Genomic DNA, 20,276 nt, shown 5'->3' on the forward strand with positions numbered 1-20,276 from the left:
ACTTCCTCCTAACACTGCCACTGCCAAATTATAATAAGGTAAAATACTATTTTAAAGCAGCTATAACTTAGTCTTTTATAGACTTTATAGGAATACTGGCAATAAGAGCTGGAGAACCGCCTTCTATTTCTTCGGTTTTAGCAACCTTTACATCTAATTCATCCGTATCTATAACCACATATTTTGAAATTACGTCAAGCAAATCTTCTTTTATTCTATTTATAAGCTCTGGAGACACGTTTGCCCTATCGTGAATCAGAATCAGTTTTAATCTATTTGAAGCTGTGCCTTTCGAACCTGAAGATCTCGACGAGAAAAATTTTGATAAATCCATAGAAACTCTTCCTCCTATTTTTTAAATATTTTCTTTATAGTTTCCCAAAATCCAGTTTTGCCATTATCAAATCTATGTATTGGAATATCTTCTCCTGTAATGCGCTTTGCTATATTCATAAATGCAATTCCCGCATTTGTTTCATTTGACAATACAATGGGTTCACCTTTATTGGTTGAAACAGTAACACCTCTATCCTCTGGCACTACTCCGATGAGTTTCACTGCAAGGCAATCAACTATATCCTCTATGCCCAGCATATCACCATTTTGAGACATTTCGAAATTTATCCTATTTACAATGACGCTATGATCTGAAACTCCCCTAGCATCTAATTTTCCTATGACCCTATCTGCATCCCTTATGGAAGTTATCTCAGGATTTACCACCACAAGCGCCCTGTTAGCTCCAGCTATGGAGTTTTCAAAGCCTTGTTCAATGCCCGCAGGACAATCAATCAAAACATAATCAAATTCTTCCTTAAGTTCATTTACAATTTTCAACATCTGCTCTTGAGCAATGTCATCTTTATCCCTGCACTGAGCTGTTGGAAGTAAAAACAGACCATCAAACCTCTTGTCCTTTATTAGGGCCTTTCTAAGAAGACACCTTCCCTCAATTACGTCAAGTATATTAAAGACTATTCTGTTCTCCAAGCCCATAAGTACATCAAGATTTCTAAGTCCAGTATCTCCATCAACCACCACAACTTTCTTACCTAGTGATGCCAAAGCTGTTCCTATATTTGCCGTTGTAGTAGTTTTACCTACTCCACCTTTTCCCGATGTTACCACAATACTTTCTCCCATATACATTTCCTCCTCTAGTACATTATTTATCAATTATAAGAACTTTTCTGGCGAATAAGGCTCTACAATGATCATATCATTTTTTATTCTTGCTACCTCTGCATAAGAAGGTCTTTCATCCTCTTCAGGGGCTCTAGTAATTATATTTCCAATGCTCATTATCTGAGGTTGCAATTGAATTGCGCTTATTATGGCTTCCATATTGCCATTATTTCCGGCATGAACTATACCCTTTAAGGCACCCATAATAATAACATTACCGCTGGCACTGACTTCAGCCCCTGGATTTACATCACCGATGATAACTATATTCCCTGAGTAATCAACTACTTGCCCACTTCTTATACTTTTATTTATAAATTTTGTTCTTCCCTCTACCACACCATTAAAACTATCTTCTTTTTCGCTTCTGTTTTTGTCCTCAAAAATAACATCTTTAATCATTAGTTCATCAAATAAAATATCTTTTAGTTTACTCATTTGAAAGTTGTTTATACATGAAAATTGAGTGGTTATCTTTATGGAACTTCCCTTGTAAAAATTCTTTCCTGCATACAGTCTGTTTAGCAACTCATTGCACATTTGCTGAAAATCACTAAAACCATCCATATTGATTATTATGTTCAATCCATCCCTATTACCTTTTACCAGAATATTTTCTTCACTCATATTTTCCTCCAATATCACATGGTAATTGACCCAAATTTTATCTAGTCCACTCCCCCAGTTTTTTTACTATTTACCTTATCATCAACATTCTCTTTTGCTAACTGCTTTCCAAGATCAGGATACTTAAATTTATAAGATGGTTTAAGCTTATAAATATCTTCTTTAAAGTATTCCTCATAAATTGCCTTTGCAACTTCAGCCGCATATCCTCCGTGTCCACCGTCAAATAAAACAACAGACACAGCTATTTCAGGCTTTTCATAAGGAGCAAACCCTACGAAATTTCCATAAGCGGTTCTTCCAATTTCGTCCTGTTTTACATTGTATGTAGCAGAACCAGTTTTACCTCCTGAATGAATAGGGAAGTTCTTAAAAGCTGTAGATGCTGTACCTCCATCGCTGGTAACATCCTTCATACCCTTTTTAACCTCTTCCACATTTCCTTTATTGAAGTCAGCCCTTGAAAGAATTTGTGGTTCCTTTGAATAATCTTTTAGCACATTTCCATCAGGATCCATTATCTTATTTACAATGTGAACCTTGTATTTGATACCCCCATTTACAAGAGTAGCTACGTAATTGGAAAGTTGCAGAGGAGTAAAGGAATTAAGTCCCTGCCCAATAGATGCATTGTAAGCATTAGCTCCACTTTTAATTTCATTTCTTGCATCATTTACAGAACTTTGAATAGCCTCCATCATGTTGCTTATATCCTTTTCACTGTAATTATTCTTCTTAAGTTCTGGTGAAGCATCGATGAGACTCTTAAGTAATTCTTTTATCTTTGGACTTACATACCCATTTTTATTGCTAGCCATCTCTGCTTTGATGGCATTTGTAAGTTCTACTTTTATCTTATTTATTTTTTCACTTTCATTGTTGTAAGGTATAATATCGATGCCTTTATACGTTATCCCTGCAATAGATGCCTTTCCTTTTTTAAGGTAATCGTACAAGCTCTGGGTGATCATAACAGAAAGTCTTGTCTTTCCAGATTCATAGTTATAAACCTGACCAAAACTCTCATCGATTTCTATGCCTGTAGAATAAACAGGATCTGTATCTGGGTCAGCCCCAAGACCAAGTTTCCATGCATACTTTGCAAGGCCATTAAGACCTTCTTTTGTCTCCACTCCACCCTTTTCAAAAAGCCTATCAGCCACCTCATACATATAGTAGTTGTTGGAATCCCTAAGAGCTTCGGCTAGATTTTGAGAACCGTGAGACCCTCTATACAAGTTATACATCCAACTGGCACCCTGGAACTGTTTATATCTTTTGTTGTAGGGACCTGCATCATATATCCTTGTGCTTGGTGTTATAACTCCCTCTTCAAGACCTGCCAATCCAGTAACTGGCTTAAAGGTAGATCCTGGAGGAATCAATGATTTAGTAGCGTAATTATAGAATGGTTTTGGATACAAGTCATATAAATCTTCCCTTACCGTTGTATTATTTGGTATTCGCTTGTCGATAGGGAAAATTTTATTTAAAAGATATTCCATCTTTTTATTGTTATCTAAAGCAGATATATCTTCATCTGCAAAAGTAGTCAATTTTAAAAGCCCACTATTTTTTATATATTCTCTTCCGAACTTCTCTAAATCAGGATTAAAGTACCTCTCATAATCCTCTGGAGACAACTGACCAGTGGTGAATATGTTAGGATCGTATCCCGGTCTACTAACTAAAGCTAAAACAGCTCCCGTGTTTACATCCTGAACGACGGCTGCTCCTCTTGTAGCATTGGTTTTATTGGCATCATCTACCCTGCCATCAGGTTTAAGGTTGCCTAACTTTCTTAAAATCTCCAATTCATCGTCTAAAGCTTTTTCTGCAACAGCCTGCAAGTTTTTATCAATGGTAAGCTGTATGCTACTACCTGGGTATGCCACCTGTTCTCCTAAAGTCTTACTAGCTCTACCCAATTTGTTTTTTTCCACGCTTAATTGTCCTTTGTTACCTGCTAGAATATCCTCATATTCCTTTTCAATTCCCGCAGCCCCAATATAATCAGTATAAGCATTGTAGCCTTTTTCCTCGTACTTGCCCTTTTCATAAGAATTAATTTTTCTAATATATCCAATAAAAGATGAGCCCAATTCTCCATTAGGGTATTCTCTTATAGGTTGTTTTGATATGCTTATACCAGGAAGTTCAGTTTGAAGCTGTTCAAATACGTATGCCACTTCTTTTGGAAGATCACTAGCCAATGTTGTACCATCGTTGGCCAAGCTATTGTTAGAAAAAGAATGCATTTTTATTTTATCCTTTATTATAAGATACTTTCTTATAGATTCATCATCGTATTTACTCTTAAGATAATTTAGTTTTTCTTCTTTTTTTAACTTGTTCCAATACTTTGCAATCTCATTTTTTCCCTGCTCTTCCCCCATACTTTTGTCGGATTGCATTTTCCAGCTTTCATCTATATAATCCTTTTTAACCACATCGTAAATCCTATAACCATCTTGACAAATCATGTAATTGAAAGTCTCCTCAGCTGTAAACTTGCTCAACTTATCTTCAATCACTTTTTTCTGTTCCTCATTAAGTTCGGAATATTTTTTATCTTCATATGTTTTTCTAGTTATCTCTACATGAATATCCCTATCTTTTTTAAATCTGTTTTCAAGCCATTTTAAACTTTCTTCACTGCTAGCGTTGAATTCAAAGCGAACTGGGTTTACTTTCAGTGGAAAGTCGTCATCTATACTTTCATCATGTTCCTCTAATATGCTGTAAACCTTATCTATAGTATCATAAAATTTATCTAAACTCTCTTCCGTATTGTTGAACATTAGAGTATAGCTCTGACGATTAGTTGCCAAAAGTTCACCATTTATATCAAAGATTTCTCCCCTTGGCGCAGCAGTTGTAAGCATACTATGACTTCTATTACTTGCCTTGGCGCTATAATAAGGGCCTCTTATTATTTGAAGATAAAAGGTTTTTGATATAATGGCACCAAAGATGAAAATCATAATAATCACAAAAGTTGTATACCTATTAAATTGCTTTTTTTTCTTTTTTCTGTTTTTCATTTATGCTCACCTAATATTTCCAATAATTTTTTTCGCTTTTAACTATATAAAGTTTGTAGATTAATTTATATGTAGCAAGAGCTATAACATAATTGTATAAAGCAACAACAAATATGTTTTTATACTGAACTTTCATACCCACAGCCATGCCAATAAGAAATACAATACATCCTTTAATTAAACTCAGTATAAGGCATGTAAGTGTAGGCATTACGTACTTCTCCTTAAAAATAGACCGCCCCACATAGTAAGACAATAGACATATCAATAAATTAGATATGCCATTTATCCCCATTATGCCATTAAAATAAATATCCTGCAGTATACCCGATGATACGCCAAATAATACGGCCTCATTTTTTTCACTAAGCAAAGCTATAAAAATAGTAAAAACTAATAATAAGCTTGGATAATAGCCCCTTATACTAAGAAAGGGAAGTATACTATTATCCACAATTAAAAGCAGCACCATAATGAAAACAATTATGATATTTTTTTTCATAACTATATCACCCTAATATTTTACCTCTCTTAAATCATTTGGAACTACTATGAGAACCTTTTCTAACTTACTCATATCCACAGAGGGTTTAATTACCCCATATTTAATAAAACTGCTTTTATCCTCTACGACTTCTGTAACCTGTCCAATAGATATTCCCTTAGGGTATATACCGCCCAATCCTGAAGTAATTATCTTATCTCCTTTAAGAATGTCCGAGTCCAAATTAGAAGTTTCCATGGTAGTCACAGGTTCATCATTCTCTCTGTAACCCTTCACTATTCCATTGGTTTCATTGGATCTTTCATTGAAAGCTGCCACGCAAATATTTTCATTTCCTAAGGTTTGAATTATAGACCAGTTTCTTCCCACACTTACCACCTGCCCTACTAAGCCTTCATCAGTAACAGCAATCATCCTCTTTTTTATTCCATCCTTGCTACCCTTGTTTATGGTATAACCATCTACATAACTTTCACCGCCCATGCCCACTATATCAGAGCAAATGTATTTATACTCCGAGTTTGATTCAGCATAATTTAGCAGTTTTCTAAGCTCGCTATTCTCTTTTTTTGCATTATTGTAGTCGGTCAAGGATTTTTTCAATTGATTATTTTCTTTTTTTAATCTTTCATTTTCCTCTTTAACATTGGAAAAACTAAAGACAAACTCTCCAAAATTTTTCACCTTTGTGTTTACGCTGTAAAAGAATTTTTGTATTGGATTTAGTACTACTCCTACACCGTTTTGCACTGAGTTTATACTGTTGGACTTTGAACTATATATAAGAAGCCCAAAAAAGCCTGCACATAACCCTACTATTATTATTATAAATTTATGTTTCTTTATAAATTTCATTTTATTTCCTGCTCTTATGTATTATATTTATATTTTGTAGTGCCTTACCTGCACCTAATGCCACACATTCAAGAGGCTTTTCCGCCACATGTACAGGTACGTGGGTACTTTCCTCTATTATTTTGTCAAGGCCCTTAAGCATAGCACCTCCACCAGTAAGAGTTATTCCTCTCCTCATAACATCAGCAGATAGTTCTGGCGGTGTCTTCTCTAAAGTGTATTTTATAGCATCCAATATAACGTGAACAGATTCTCTTAGCGCCTGCTCCACATCCTTTTCCGTTACAAATATGTATTTTGGAAGGCCCGTTAAAAGATCTCTTCCCTTTATCTTCATGCTCTTTAACTCTCCATCTTCTGAAAGGCGCACACAACCTATATTTATCTTTATTTCTTCAGCAGTTTTTTCTCCGATGGCAAGATTGTATTCTCTTCTCATGTATACAATTATGCTGTTATCAAATTCATCCCCAGCAACCCTTATGGATTGACTTGTAACAATGCCTCCCAAAGATAAAACTGCAATTTCAGTAGTACCTCCTCCTATACCCACCACCATACAACCTGTAGGTTCTCCTATGGGAAGATCTGCTCCAATGGCAGCTGCTCTAGGTTCTTCAAGAAGAAAAACATCTCTTGCTCCAGCATTCCTCGTAGCATTTTCTATGGCATTTCTCTCCACCTCAGTTATGCAAGAAGGATAGCAAACCACTATTCTAGGACTGGTAAATACAGATTTTAAACTTAGCTTTTTTATAAAATAGCTAATCATCTTTTGTGTAGCATTGTAATCTGCAATTACTCCTCCCTTCATAGGCCTTATGGTAATTATATTGTCAGGAGTTTTCCCGATCATTTCCTTTGCTTCTTTTCCCACAGCGAGAATGTTGCCATTATCTCTATTTATAGCAATTACAGAAGGTTCCTCAAGAACGATCCCCTTTCCCTTAACGTATATGACTGTATTTGATGTACCTAAATCTATTCCCATGTCCTTAGACATTCCTAAAAAAGACATTCTTCCGTTACCTCCCATTTAAATAACTTGCTTCTCCTTTAAACTAACAAATATTCCATCACCTATTATAATATGGTCTGTTAGCTTTATTCCTATCACGTCGCCGCACTGAGCTATTCTTCTTGTAACATTTATGTCCTCATTGCTAGGCGATGGATCCCCTGAAGGATGATTGTGTACCAATATTATTGAAGCAGAATTTTTTGATATAGCTTCCCTAAACACTTCCCTCGGGTGTACCAATGAGGTATCCAATGTACCTACCGTTATATTTTTATCAAATATAACCTTGTTTTTAACGTCTAAAAATAAAACTTTTAGAACTTCTTGTTTTAAATAACGCATCTCCTCCATGACGCATTGAGCTGCATCTGAAGGGCAATTAATTTTGCAGATTTCACCGGATTTATAGGATTTAAACCTCTTAGACAACTCTCCTAAAGCTATAAGTTGGCAAGCCTTCGCATTGCCTATGCCTGAAAGCTTAATGTAATCATCATAGCTTGCATTTAAAAGTCCATTGAGACCTCCGCATTCCTTAATAATTCTACTGCTTAAATTTAAAATATTTTCCTTTTTTGTTCCCGTTCCAAGAATAACTGATAAAAGCTCAGCATTGGAAAGGGATTCTGCACCATATCGGCTAAGCCTTTCCCTTGGGCGTTCATTCTCGGGCAATTCTTTCATTTTATAGATTTTCAAATTTAAAACTCTCCTATCTAAATTTGCCCCATGCCTCTCAATACCTCATATAATTCATTTAATGGCAAGCCCACCACATTGTAATAACATCCATGTATGCCCTTTATATATATAGCTGCAGCACCTTGGATGCCGTAAGCACCAGCCTTATCCAATGATTCACCTTTGTCTATGTACTCCTTAATCTCGCAATCAGACATTTGTTTAAATTGGACCTCTGTGCACACTGATTTTTTAATTATCTCCCCAGTATTAGTATTATAGACAACAAACCCGGAAAATACTCGGTGTGTTTTTCCGCTCAACTTTTTTAGCATAAAAAACGCATCTTCTTCGCATCCAGGTTTACCTAATACTTCATTATCACATAATACAATAGTATCACAGGATATTATAATACTATTTTCTTTTATCTGCATATTTGCATATACATTAATTGCCTTACCTTCTGCTATATCCATTACGTATTCTTCTGGATTATTTGTATATTTTACTTCATTCTCATTAAAATCACTTGAAATAACAGAAAACTCTTTTACTATATATGATAATAATTCTCTTCTCCTAGGAGAAGCAGATGCTAATATATAATTCACTATATCACTCCTGAATAATTCATAGTATTATTTTTCGACAAAATGTGAGCATTAATTACAGCAAACACTGTTATTGTACACACATATATAGTTTATCATTTAATAATTCCATTAACAAGTATTTAACATATTATTTTGCCAACATTCTAGTTACAAAATTGTTAAGTAACCATTACACTTCTACACTTTTAATTGCTAATTACAAGCTCATATACAAATTTATATATATCGCTTAAGTTATTGGAAGTGACATCCTCTGGCAAAGCCTTTATGTAGTTTTTTGTTCTCTCGAAATTTTTAGAAGACACTCCCTTATCATAGGGTTTATAATCTATGCTGTCAACCCATGCTTTAATCTTCCACGTATTTATAGATTCTATTTTACTTTTACTGAATTCATTGGCAATTTGAAGAAGTGCATCTATCATCAGCCAAGTATACTTGTTATTTTTATCCTCAATACTATAACGCAAATCCAACTTAACATAGTTAAAGTTTTTATTTTGGAGCATAGAATCATCAATTTTATCTTTACTGTATATCTCACCTAAGATTTTTACCGAATCCTTATCTTTTACCATATATCCGCAAAGTTCTCTATTGTTATTTAAGAACTCCACAGCATTCTCCTCTTTTGTAAATACACCATACTGTTTTACAATTAACTCTGCATTATTACCATGGATAGCCTTTTTATCTACGACTTTTGTTTCTACACCTTTATACACATCTTCCACTGCCAATCCCCCAAAGTTTTTAACTTTAAGGCTCCTAAATATGTTGTACCCAATGGACACGAGAAGGATTACCACCACAAAATAAAATAATCCACTTTTACCACCATCTTTTTTCTTTTTCCTAATAGCACTATTGTACTTGTTATTAGTCTCCACTATTTTGTATTTTTCATTTTCCACTGCACTTCCCCCTTTAATTTGAACATTATAAAATTAAAACCAATATTAGATTATATTTTAATGCACAAAAAAAATACCTGAGTCACAAGTATTTAACGCAGGTATTTTATACAGATATCTTATAAGGAAAACTAATTTTATATTTATTACCGTTCTTCTTTGTACATAGTGCTAAGCACAATAATTCTCATGATAGTTTTCTTTGCTTCAGCCCCATTCATGCCATACCTTTTCAAAGTCTTATAAATTTGAGGATGGCATCGTTGTATGTGCTCAAAAATGCAATGAGCGCTATCTTCACACCTTTCTTTTTGATGTTTTTTCCCCCTATAATTATCTTCATCGTCCATATATGTTTCTTCAATAAATAAGGGCACACCAAACACCGGTTTAAAGCTTCTCTCAGATGATTCTGTAATAAATTCTTCCTCATTTTCCGTTGAGGAAGGCTCTTTTTCAATCTCTTTTACATCATCATTGCGTAGAAAAGGCTGGCGAGATACTTCCTCCTCTAAATCAAGGCCTGACTTAATGGGAATCATACTATATTCATCTCCATCTAAAAGCACACTTGGATATTTTTCAAAACTGCTCATATTTTCCTCCCAAATATTAAATTACACTACTAATTTATGATAGGAAAATCCAAATGATACATTATTCAAGGTAAAATTTAATTATCTATGCTTTCACTAAAAATTATATGGCCATTAAATGTTTTTATGGTAAAGATATTGTTGAAAAGCACTCCATAGGAATTTTCAAATCCGCCCTTTGGAATGGATATAGACCCTGGATTTATAAATAAAGTCCCATTTATTCTCTCTATGCATGGTATATGGGTATGCCCATAAATGAACACATCTCCTTGGCCTAATGGAGGCATGTTGTCCTTGTTGTATACGTGTCCATGAGTTAAAAATAGCCTTCTATTTTCATATAACAAGTAGCTGTAATCGCTCATAATAGGAAATTTTAAAACCATTTGATCCACATCGCAATCGCAATTACCTCTTATGGCTATTATTTTATTGCTGTATTCATTTAAAATTGCAAGCACTTCTTTAGGATTGTAATCCCTTGGTAAATCATTCCTTGGACCATGGTAAAGCTCATCTCCAAGAATCACCATATAATCTGCCTGCTCCTCTTCAAAGGCTCTTATAGCTTCCTTCATGTAGTAAGCCGAACCATGAATGTCCGATATAAAAAATAACTTCATATGTATCCTCTCCTCTAAGTCTATAACTGTCCTTGGCCATGTGTTTTATTTTCAAAAAGCTTAAACTTATCTTCCCTTTTAAGTTTCTTGATACTACACTCCCTTTTCATAGCCTCTTCCTTTGTATCATATTGTTCACTGTATTTTAAAGTTACTGGGAGCCTGCATCTAGTGTACTTGGCTCCTTTACCTGCATTGTGGGTCTTAATGCGCTTTTCTATATCCATGGTGTATCCCGTATACAAGGTGCCATCACTGCACTCCACAATATACACATATGCCATAATTCCACCCCAATTACTCTCGGGCAACCTCTACGTTTATGATGATGCCCTTTATATCTATGATTTTCATGCCAAGGAGCTTATAGCCATAGCCATCTAAAATATCTACATAAGTATGATAATCGTATATATCTATGACACCAATAGACTCCATAGGAATGTTAAATTCTTTTACAAACTTGCCTACTATGTCTCCTCGCCTAAGTTTTTTCTTTTTTCCTGCAGACAAATAAATCTTTAAATTTTTTTCGTTTTTACTTTTAACTACTTTCTTTGTCCTTATGACTTTTCCCTTATTTTCCTCTATTTCCTCTGAAGTTGGTGGTTCAATTACAGGAATTTTCATTTCAATGTACTCTTCTATGGCTGAAAGGAATTTTCCATCTCTTGGAGTCACAAAGGTAATGGCTTCTCCTTCATTTCCCGCTCTGCCCGTTCTCCCAATCCTGTGCACATAGGCCTCAGCTTCCATGGGAACATCGTAATTTATGACCTGAGTTACTCCACCCACATGAATTCCTCTGGCCGCCACATCTGTAGCCACAATAAAGGTAAATAATCCAGCTTTATAATCATCTAAAGTCTTTATTCTATCTTTTTGTTCCATGTCTCCATGAAGAGCATTGACAGAAAATTTATCTTTTCTCATCCTGCTAGCCAGCTCTGATACAGCTTTTTTAGTGTCGCAAAAAATAATGCACTGATTGATCTTCTTTACAGCTATTAGGTCTTTTAATAAGTTGTACTTATGAGACGCCTCTACTCCAATTAAGCACTGGCGTATGTTTTTTACTGTGGCTTCTTCCTCTTCAATTTCAACCATCACCGGATTTTTCATGTAAGTGTCAGTGATTTTTTCAATGCCCTCATTCATAGTAGCTGAAAATAACATAGTCTGCCTCTTAACAGGAACATTTTCTACAATACTGCCCACATCTTCTATAAAGCCCATGTTCAGCATCTCATCTGCTTCGTCCAATACAACATATTTAACAGAAGACAAATCAAGATTGTTATTCCTTATGTGGTCTAAAGTTCTGCCCGGGGTGCCTACCACAATATGGACTCTCTGCTTTAGCTGCTTTTTTTGCACAGAAGAAGGTTCCTTTCCGTACAATGCCACCACCTTAATTCTACTGTACAAACCAATACTGGAGATCTCATCTCTTATCTGCAATGCTAGTTCTCTTGTAGGTGTCAATATGAGCCCTTGAACATTGTTGTTCTCCACATCTATTTTTTCAACTAAATTTATTCCAAATATAGCTGTCTTGCCACTTCCTGTATTAGCCTTTACAATGACATCTTTATCTTTTAAAGTTATAGGCAATACCTTACTCTGTATTTCTGTGGGTTTTATGTAGCCCATCTCATCCAATGATTTTATGAGATGGCTTTTTAACCCCAGTTTTTCAAATTCGTTATTCATCCACAAATCCTACCTTATTAGTTTCTATATTTTATTTTGAAAAATACTGATAATAGTAACATTTAAGTTTTCCATTATACAATTTTCTATTTTTGCTAGACTTGGCGCCAAAACATTGTTCAAATTTTTCATGAGAAGTTATAGCAAAGCAACTCCAATTTTTTAGCCTCTTATATAGGGCTCCAAGTATCTTATATAATTCCTCTGCCTGTTTCATATCGCTAAGTCTTTCACCATAAGGAGGATTAGTTATAATGCAACCATGCTCTTCTATAATTTCCACATCTCTTACATCGCATTTTTGAAATTCAATGTAGTTTTCCACTTCAGCTTTTTTAGCATTGTTCATAGCTGTGCGCAATACCCAACTATCAATATCAGAACATTTTATTTTAAAATCTGATTTTTTAATGGCATTTTTGGCAAATCTCCTTGCATCCTCCCAAATATCCTTGGAAATTATGGGCCAACGCTCAGATACAAAATGGCGTTTAAGTCCTGGTGCAGTATTGGTAGCAATCATAGCAGCTTCTATGGCAATGGTCCCTGAACCACAGAATGGATCCACAAGAAGTCTAGACTTATCCCAATCGCTTAAAAGCACCATGGCAGCAGCAAGAGTTTCCTTCATAGGTGCCGCACCTGAATTCTCTCTGTATCCACGCTTGTGTAGCCCCTCACCACTAGTATCCACCGTTAAACTAACCACATCCTTTAAAATTGCCACCTCTATTTTATACTCTGCGCCAGTTTCCTCGAAAGTTATGTCTCCATAAGTTTTCTTCATGCTCTCCACCACAGCTTTTTTTACTATGGATTGGCAATCTGGTACACTATGTAAAGTAGACTTCACTGACTTACCAGTGACATGCATATAGCCATCAGCTGGGATAATTTCTCCCCAGTTGACCTTTAAAGTACCCTGAAATAATTCCTCAAAAGACTCAGCTTTAAATTCTGCCATCTGTATAAGAACTCTATCCGCCGTTCTAAGCCACATATTACATGTGACAATATCCATCTCATCACCTTGAAAGGTGACTTTCCCATTCTCAATTTTTAAATCATCATACCCAAGTTCCTTTAGCTCGTTGGCAACAACCTTCTCAATGCCAAAGGTAGACGTGGCTATTAAAGTAAAATCCATATATTCACCTCTGGGACAACCCAGTTCCTTTCACTCAATCAATATTATATTTCTAATGTATATAATACCATATCAATATGTAAAAAAAAAGCTAGAGAGGACTCTCCAGCTTTTTTTAACTTAAAATTTAGTGTCATCAATACCTGCTAAATACTCATCAGCTTTTCTTACAACCTCATCAACGCATCCTTCTTTGAATGGGTTCTTTAAGTTTGCAATTTCAAGTAATTCAAGGAATGGCTTGCTTCCACCAACATCGCATAGGTTCAAATAATCATTCCATGCTTTTTCTCTGTTCTCATCTGCCTTTACCCAGAATTGAAGAGCACATACCTGTGCAAGACAGTAGTCTATATAGTAGAATGGCAATTGGAATATATGGCTCTGCTTAAACCAATATACGCCTCTTTCCAATCCTTCATTCTCACTATAGTCTAGCCATGGCATATACTTTTTCTGAATTTCTCTCCATTTTGCTTTTCTCTCAGCTGGTGTAACTTCAGGATTTTCGTATACAAAATGTTGGAACTCATCTACAGTAACACCATAAGGTATGAATGTAAGTGCTGAAGCTAAGTGTAAGTATTTGTACTTATCTCCATCTTCTTTAAAGAACACATTCATCCATGGCCATGTTAAAAATTCCATGCTCATAGAGTGTATTTCTGCAGATTCACTAGTTGGAAATGCGTATTCTAGGCATTTTACATTTCTACTTCTGTATGCCTGGAATGCGTGACCAGCTTCATGGGTAAGTATGTTTATATCCCCTGAAGTTCCATTAAAGTTTGCAAATATAAAAGGTGATTTGTACTGACTTAAGAATTCACAGAATCCTCCACCTGCTTTACCTTTTTTGCTAACAAGGTCAAGCAATTCATTTTCCACCATGAAGTTAAAGAATTCTCCAGTTTCTTTTGAAAGCTCAGAGTACATCTTGTTGGCATTTTCGATAAGCCATTCTGGTGAACCCTTTGGAATTGGATTTCCAGTTTTGAATTCATAAGCATCATCGTAATATTTTAAAGAATCCAGTCCAAGCCTCTTAGCTTGCCTTTCTTTTACCTTCACAGCTGCAGGTACTATATATTTAAGTACTTCATTTCTAAAATTAGCTACCATATCCTTATTGTAGCCTATTCTTTGCATTCTAATATAGCCTAGATCAATGAAATTTTCGTAGCCAAGTTTCTTTGCTATTTTATCTCTTACCTTCACAAGTTTATCGTATAATGTATCAAATTTTTCTTCATTTTCTTCGAAGAAGCCAGCCCATGCATCATAAGCTTTTTTTCTCATGTCTCTGTCATCTGATTCCATGAAGGCTTCAACACCCATAAGATTTCTCTCTTCACCTTCAAAGATAATTTTTGCTGAAGCTTTTAATTTTGTGTACTCCGTAGAAAGCCTGTTTTCTTCCTTTAGATCCTCAAGAATATCTTCATTAATGGTCTTAACCTCATTTTCAGCTAAGGTAAAGAATTGTTTTCCATACTCTTCTTCAAGGTCTTTTCTGAACTCTGAGCTTAAAGTTGCCCTATAAAATTCACTTATAACATTGCTATATGAAGGCATATTTTCATCCATAAATGCCATCTCCCCTTCATAAAAAGGATCCACAGTATTTATGCTATTTCGTATGCTAACAAGACAGTAAGCAGTTTCCACCTTACTTCTTATTTCCTTAACTTCTTCTATTATATTAATTTGCTCTTCCTTATTCTTTGCATTTTTAAATGCTTCCATTGCGCTATGTATTTTTTCTTCGGCACTTGCCATATTAGGTCTTACATATTCAAAATCTTTGAATTTCATATTTTTTCCTCCATATCAATTGTACTTTATGACTATTATAACACAGAAAAGTACATGTAAAAAAGTATTATTAAACTATTATTTGAATTTGCTCTAATCTTAATATATACTAAGTTTGTGTAAAATTAAAATAGGTTATACCTAAATATAACAAATCCAAGGAGATATTCATGTTTAAAAAATTTATGAAATTCGCCATACCATCTATAATAGCCATGCTCATTACATCACTGTATCTTGTGGTGGATGGAATCTTTATCGCCTGGGGTGTAGGGGAAATAGGTGTAGCTGCAGTAACTTTGGTTTTTCCTATTACAACTGGATTCACTGCCATAAGCATGATCTTTGCAGTGGGTGGCTCTAACCTTGTATCTTTATATTTTGGAGGAAATGATATAAAAAAAGCTAACAACATTTTTCGACAATCCATATATATTTTAACTATAATTGGTGTTATAATTACATTTTTAGGAGTAGTATTATCCGATGAAATAGTTAGACTTTTAGGTGCTACCAGTGACTTAAGGTCACCAGCTAAAGAATACTATACATATTATATGCTATTCTGTATTCCCGTACTTTTTTCCACTACTCTAAGTACTTTTATACGAAACGATAATTCTCCAAGGCTTTCCATGTACGCCATGATCTGCGGGGCCTTGGCAAATATAGTCCTAGATTATGTTTTTGTGTTTCCACTAAACATGGGACTTAAAGGTGCAGCCATTGCCACAGGACTTGGACAACTTCTATCAGTGATAATTTGTCTTTTGCATTTTAAAAAGAAAACTGCTAAACTTTCCTTTGGCAAAGTTAAATTCAGCTATTACAATATAAGAGATATTGTGTCCATAGGGCTCGCCTCCTTCTTAGTGGATATAAGTTATTCTATCATTATGTACTTCTACAACAAAGTAATTATAAGCAAAATTGGACCAGCTGCTGTTACTTCCTATGGAATAGTAAATTACATCACCAATTTGTCTTATATGATGCTCCTAGGGGTGAGCCAAGCTGTTCAACCTCTTATAAGTTATGAATATGGAGGAAAAAGATTCGGAAACTCTATTAAGTATTGTAAACTAGGTCTTATATTTTCCTTTATCTTTTCCACTGTGCTTTTTGCTCTATACATCCCCCTAGGGAAAGCTGCCATCAGCATATTTACAAGGGACAGCGATGTGTCGAACCTAGCCTATACCATACTGACATATACTGATCTTGCCTACATTCCTTTAGGCCTCAACATGATCATAATAACATTTTTCCAATCAGTATGTATGCCTTGGAAATCTAACTTACTGTGCTTTATGCGTGGTCTTATACTTATAAAGCTATTTATAACTCTTTTACCTGGAATTTTTGGCAGCATTGGCATTTGGACAGCCATGTTTGCCTCAGAAATGGGCACATTGATCATTGGCAGCATACTGCTAATGAGAGCTAAAAAGAACTTAAAATTAGAAATTCACACCTAGAATAACAAAAGATTAAAATCATTTTTAAATCATATATAGAAAGGACGTGATTTATATGAACAATGTTGAAACTTTTTCGCCTGAAATAAGAACCCCAAATTCTCTTTCAAACTTCATTGAAAACTTAAAAGGGATTTTACACCATAAATTTTTCCTTTTTACTAACTTATCTCTGCTATTTAAAGGTTTCTTGCTACTTATCCTATCTTCCGACTCATCCTTTAAAGGTGTAAATATTTACAATGTATTTTTTAGTGTTCCGCCGTTGCTTGTTTACATCAGCTTTTTACTTATATTTTTGTCATTTTCCTTTTTATTTAAAGAGAAGACATGCTATATAGTAATGGTAATACTAAATATACTTTACACCCTTGTGGTTATAGGAGACTTATGGTACTTTAGGAGCAACAGCTCCTATCTAACTTTTCACTTAATAAATTATACGTCCAATCTCAATAACCTGTCAGACAGCATTATTGCCATGGGGCGATTAATTGACCTAGCATTTATTGTTGATATTCCGGTGTTAATTTTTATAGCCATGGGAAAATTCAAAGAAAAGTCTACGGAGAATAAACCCTTTAGAAAAAGGCTGATGACTTTTTTCATACTGCTAATTATTCCATCTGTGTACCTTACATACAATCACTTTAAAGTAGATGTATTTAAGAAAGGTTTCAGAGAACAGTATTTATTTTTTACTACATGGACTCAAAACCAAAATATGTTCAACCTTATGCCTATAGGGTATCACATCATGGACGGATACAATTTTTACAAAGACAGCAAGCAGCATATAATGGCAAAAAAAGATGAAGAAGAAATAGACAAGTGGTTTAAGCAAAAGGCAGAAATTCTTCCAGACAACAAATTTAAGGGAATTTATAAGGGTAAAAATATCATTACTCTTCAAGTAGAATCCCTGGAGAACTTCGTCATTGGTCAAAAAGTAGAGGGCAATGAAATCACACCAAACCTAAATAAATTATTAAATAATAGCATATATTTCAACAACTTTATTGAGCAAACTAATGGTGGCACCACCTCAGACGGTGAATTCCTTTGCAATACTTCTCTCTTCCCCGTGAGAAGAGGTAGTACATTTTTCAGGTATCCCTCTAACACCTATGCAGCATCCTTGCCTCAACTTTTAGAGGAAGAAGGTTATAACACCCAAGCCATTCACCCTGACATGGGTTCCTATTGGAACTGGATGCCAGCCCTTAGCTCCATTGGATTTAATGAATGTTATGACGAAAAATCCTTTACAATGGATGAAACCGTGGGTCTTGGCCTTAGCGATAAAAGCTTTTTAAAACAGCTGGTGCCATACATTACAAAGCAAGAAAAACCTTTTTATAATTTTTCCATAACCCTTAGTAGCCATTCACCATTTAAATTACCTGAAAGCATGAAAACTTTGAAGCTTACAGGAGAACTTAAGGGTACAGATCTTGGCAATTACTATGAATCTGTACATTATACTGACAAGGCCATTGGAGATTTTATAGAAGACCTTAGAAAGCAAAATTTACTTTCGGATTCCATAATCGTAATATACGGAGACCACGAAGGTCCTCATAAATTTGCAAAAGATAAAATAAACAGTATGAAGAACATACCTGACTATGCAAAAGATAACAATTATGAAGTTCCATTTATTATATACAGCGAAGGATCACAAGCCCATGTTGTTGAAACCCTTGGAGGTCAAGTGGACATTCTTCCTACCATTTGCTACCTTGTTGGTATCGATGAAGAAAAGTACGTGTACACTTCCATGGGAAGAAATCTTTTAAACACAAAAAGAAATTACACCATGCTATTCAACGGTAACATAAAATCTGAAAACCTAACAAAAGAAGAAATGGACATGCTTTCAAAGATACCAGACTATAGCAATAAAATCATTGAAACAAATTACTTTAAGGGGGCTAGATAAATGAGTATTCCATGGTTTACTTTATTTTTTACACTATTCATACTTCTAGGTGCCGTATTTTCTACAGAATCCCTTTTGGTATGGATTGTGACAATAGTATTCATATATAGAATACTTAAATACTGCAACAACATATACAAAACATCCATGGCAAAGTTGAAATATTGTATAATAAACACTCTAGTCCCACTTCTTATAATTTTCCTATTAAACAAGGCCTTTGACATAGGAACAAAAATGTTGCTAGGTTAAATACACAATATGCTTATAAAAAAAAGACTGCTGGAAATTTACCAGCAGTTTTTTCTTGTTTTACATAGACATCACATCTTTTTAAAAGTATTTCTTAACTTCTTCAATGTCGCCCAAATCTAATATATTTTCTATAATATTCTCCAAAACATTAATATTCTGTCTTGATACGGTTTCTTCTAGACCTTCTGGTAAATTTCCAAATTTCTTTTTCAAAAGTTTTACCGCAGTTTTCACAAGAGCAATTGTCTCGCCTTGCTCTCTTCCTTCCTCTCTTCCTTCCTCACGTCCAATTTCCTTATAATGTATTTTCCTTATTTCTTCTATACTCATCTTAAATGCACCTCCACTTTTCTTCCTATACTCATAGAATTTATTTTCTAACTCTGGATCCTGTATTAAAAATAAGTACTCCAAAAAGTCAACTAATGCCTTTACCTGCTCATTATTTTTTACTTTCCTATAGTTTTTAAGTTCTTCAGCCAATTTAATTTTTGCATTGTATATATCGTTATCATCTATAGGTGTTTCTAGCAAACACTTTGCCATCTTAAATACTAACTTTAAGGGATTATCGTCATGGATTTCATGAAACTTTATTTTTTCCACATCTACAGTCCTAAAATTATATATAAGTATGTCCTTTTCTATCTCCGGTATCTTATATATGTACTTTTGATCTTTTCCCTTTTTGCCTTTATACGTGTAAATGGCAGCCGCAATTATCTCCGATTTATCTTTCTCTTTATATCTAAATTTATCCCAAATTCTATAGAAATACCTGAACATCCTCTCGCCAAAAACATTGTCATCACTGCTGTAGCTTTGCACTTCCACATGGATAAATAATATCTTGCTATTATTGTCTTTCAATCTTACCTTGATTATTTTATCCGATATTATCTTCTCACTACTATCTTTATCGAAAATTTCCTTTTGTATCTCCCTAAGCTCATTATCTAATGTCTCCGTTCCAAGATTCCAATCAATCTCACCATATATCTCTGGAAACAGCAGCTCAACGATTTCACTCTCAAAAGCTTCTAAAATTGACTTCCATGCTGCATCGAAATCATGTCTTTTCTCCATACGTCTCTCCTTTATTATATCATATTTATAATGCAATATATCTATGATTGTTACCAGATATAATAATGTTATTCATAAGATTCAAAAGGAAGTTCTACCACTGCCATAAAAAGTGCCACATACTCTTCAGCATATGGCACTTTTACCATTATGATTATGTCATTTTAAA

At 34.6% G+C, this 20,276-nt stretch carries 20 protein-coding genes; 3 read left to right on the forward strand and 17 right to left on the reverse strand.

Annotated features, from left to right (window positions below; all coding sequences use genetic code 11):
- Positions 1 to 67: 67 nt before the first annotated feature.
- The 16 genes from minE to BUA73_RS01175 form a co-directional block, all read right to left on the reverse strand.
- Positions 68 to 334: a cell division topological specificity factor MinE gene (gene minE / locus BUA73_RS01100; protein ID WP_072901361.1), complete on the reverse strand. Its 267-nt coding sequence runs from the start codon at positions 332 to 334 to the stop codon at positions 68 to 70.
- Between the two features lie 14 nt (positions 335 to 348).
- Positions 349 to 1,143 (reverse strand): septum site-determining protein MinD, encoded by a 795-nt coding sequence (gene minD, locus BUA73_RS01105; protein WP_072901363.1) that lies wholly within the window; start codon positions 1,141 to 1,143, stop codon positions 349 to 351.
- 33 nt (positions 1,144 to 1,176) lie between these two features.
- Positions 1,177 to 1,812 (reverse strand): septum site-determining protein MinC, encoded by a 636-nt coding sequence (gene minC / locus BUA73_RS01110; protein ID WP_072901365.1) that lies wholly within the window; start codon positions 1,810 to 1,812, stop codon positions 1,177 to 1,179.
- Between the two features lie 41 nt (positions 1,813 to 1,853).
- A complete protein-coding gene (locus tag BUA73_RS01115) occupies positions 1,854 to 4,856 on the reverse strand; it encodes a penicillin-binding transpeptidase domain-containing protein (RefSeq protein ID WP_072901368.1) in 3,003 nt (1,000 codons plus the stop codon).
- Between the two features lie 10 nt (positions 4,857 to 4,866).
- Positions 4,867 to 5,358 (reverse strand): rod shape-determining protein MreD, encoded by a 492-nt coding sequence (gene mreD / locus BUA73_RS01120; protein WP_072901369.1) that lies wholly within the window; start codon positions 5,356 to 5,358, stop codon positions 4,867 to 4,869.
- 12 nt (positions 5,359 to 5,370) lie between these two features.
- On the reverse strand, positions 5,371 to 6,216 hold the full coding sequence (mreC, locus tag BUA73_RS01125) for a rod shape-determining protein MreC (RefSeq protein WP_072901371.1): 846 nt from the start codon (positions 6,214 to 6,216) through the stop codon (positions 5,371 to 5,373).
- A 1-nt stretch (position 6,217) separates the two neighbouring features.
- Positions 6,218 to 7,234 carry a rod shape-determining protein gene (mreB, locus tag BUA73_RS01130; RefSeq protein WP_072901543.1) on the reverse strand — a complete coding sequence of 339 codons (1,017 nt, stop codon included), beginning with the start codon at positions 7,232 to 7,234 and terminating at the stop codon, positions 6,218 to 6,220.
- An 18-nt stretch (positions 7,235 to 7,252) separates the two neighbouring features.
- The gene (gene radC / locus BUA73_RS01135) at positions 7,253 to 7,921 is read right to left on the reverse strand and encodes a RadC family protein (RefSeq protein WP_072901545.1); all 669 of its coding nucleotides are present in this window, start codon (positions 7,919 to 7,921) and stop codon (positions 7,253 to 7,255) included.
- A 32-nt stretch (positions 7,922 to 7,953) separates the two neighbouring features.
- The gene (locus tag BUA73_RS01140) at positions 7,954 to 8,532 is read right to left on the reverse strand and encodes a Maf-like protein (RefSeq protein WP_084671893.1); all 579 of its coding nucleotides are present in this window, start codon (positions 8,530 to 8,532) and stop codon (positions 7,954 to 7,956) included.
- Positions 8,533 to 8,720: 188 nt separating this feature from the next.
- A complete protein-coding gene (locus BUA73_RS01145; protein WP_072901375.1) occupies positions 8,721 to 9,449 on the reverse strand; it encodes a hypothetical protein in 729 nt (242 codons plus the stop codon).
- Positions 9,450 to 9,595: 146 nt separating this feature from the next.
- Complete coding sequence (locus BUA73_RS01150; protein WP_072901377.1) at positions 9,596 to 10,045, reverse strand: hypothetical protein; 450 nt, start codon at positions 10,043 to 10,045, stop codon at positions 9,596 to 9,598.
- Positions 10,046 to 10,122: 77 nt separating this feature from the next.
- The gene (yfcE, locus tag BUA73_RS01155) at positions 10,123 to 10,671 is read right to left on the reverse strand and encodes a phosphodiesterase (RefSeq protein WP_072901379.1); all 549 of its coding nucleotides are present in this window, start codon (positions 10,669 to 10,671) and stop codon (positions 10,123 to 10,125) included.
- A 20-nt stretch (positions 10,672 to 10,691) separates the two neighbouring features.
- Positions 10,692 to 10,955, reverse strand: a complete 264-nt coding sequence (locus tag BUA73_RS01160; RefSeq protein WP_072901381.1) for a GIY-YIG nuclease family protein — start codon at positions 10,953 to 10,955, stop codon at positions 10,692 to 10,694.
- A gap of 13 nt (positions 10,956 to 10,968) precedes the next feature.
- Positions 10,969 to 12,384 carry a DEAD/DEAH box helicase gene (locus BUA73_RS01165; RefSeq protein WP_072901383.1) on the reverse strand — a complete coding sequence of 472 codons (1,416 nt, stop codon included), beginning with the start codon at positions 12,382 to 12,384 and terminating at the stop codon, positions 10,969 to 10,971.
- A gap of 31 nt (positions 12,385 to 12,415) precedes the next feature.
- Positions 12,416 to 13,531 carry a THUMP domain-containing class I SAM-dependent RNA methyltransferase gene (locus tag BUA73_RS01170; protein WP_072901385.1) on the reverse strand — a complete coding sequence of 372 codons (1,116 nt, stop codon included), beginning with the start codon at positions 13,529 to 13,531 and terminating at the stop codon, positions 12,416 to 12,418.
- A 120-nt stretch (positions 13,532 to 13,651) separates the two neighbouring features.
- Entirely contained in the window at positions 13,652 to 15,346 is a 1,695-nt protein-coding gene (locus BUA73_RS01175) for a M3 family oligoendopeptidase (RefSeq protein ID WP_072901387.1), read from the reverse strand.
- A 170-nt stretch (positions 15,347 to 15,516) separates the two neighbouring features.
- Between BUA73_RS01175 and BUA73_RS01180 the strand changes: the two genes are divergently transcribed.
- From BUA73_RS01180 to BUA73_RS01190, 3 genes are read left to right on the forward strand one after another with little or no spacing between them, the layout of a single operon-like run.
- A complete protein-coding gene (locus tag BUA73_RS01180; RefSeq protein WP_072901389.1) occupies positions 15,517 to 16,824 on the forward strand; it encodes an MATE family efflux transporter in 1,308 nt (435 codons plus the stop codon).
- Between the two features lie 55 nt (positions 16,825 to 16,879).
- On the forward strand, positions 16,880 to 18,766 hold the full coding sequence (locus BUA73_RS01185; protein ID WP_072901391.1) for an LTA synthase family protein: 1,887 nt from the start codon (positions 16,880 to 16,882) through the stop codon (positions 18,764 to 18,766).
- Positions 18,767 to 19,018 (forward strand): hypothetical protein, encoded by a 252-nt coding sequence (locus BUA73_RS01190; protein ID WP_072901393.1) that lies wholly within the window; start codon positions 18,767 to 18,769, stop codon positions 19,016 to 19,018.
- 81 nt (positions 19,019 to 19,099) lie between these two features.
- Here the strand turns inward: BUA73_RS01190 and BUA73_RS01195 are convergent, their stop codons facing one another.
- A complete protein-coding gene (locus tag BUA73_RS01195) occupies positions 19,100 to 20,107 on the reverse strand; it encodes a DUF4351 domain-containing protein (protein WP_072901396.1) in 1,008 nt (335 codons plus the stop codon).
- Positions 20,108 to 20,276 lie beyond the last annotated feature (169 nt).

Source organism: Hathewaya proteolytica DSM 3090, from assembly GCF_900142225.1.
GTDB classification, from domain to species: Bacteria; Bacillota; Clostridia; order Clostridiales; family Clostridiaceae; genus Hathewaya; species Hathewaya proteolytica.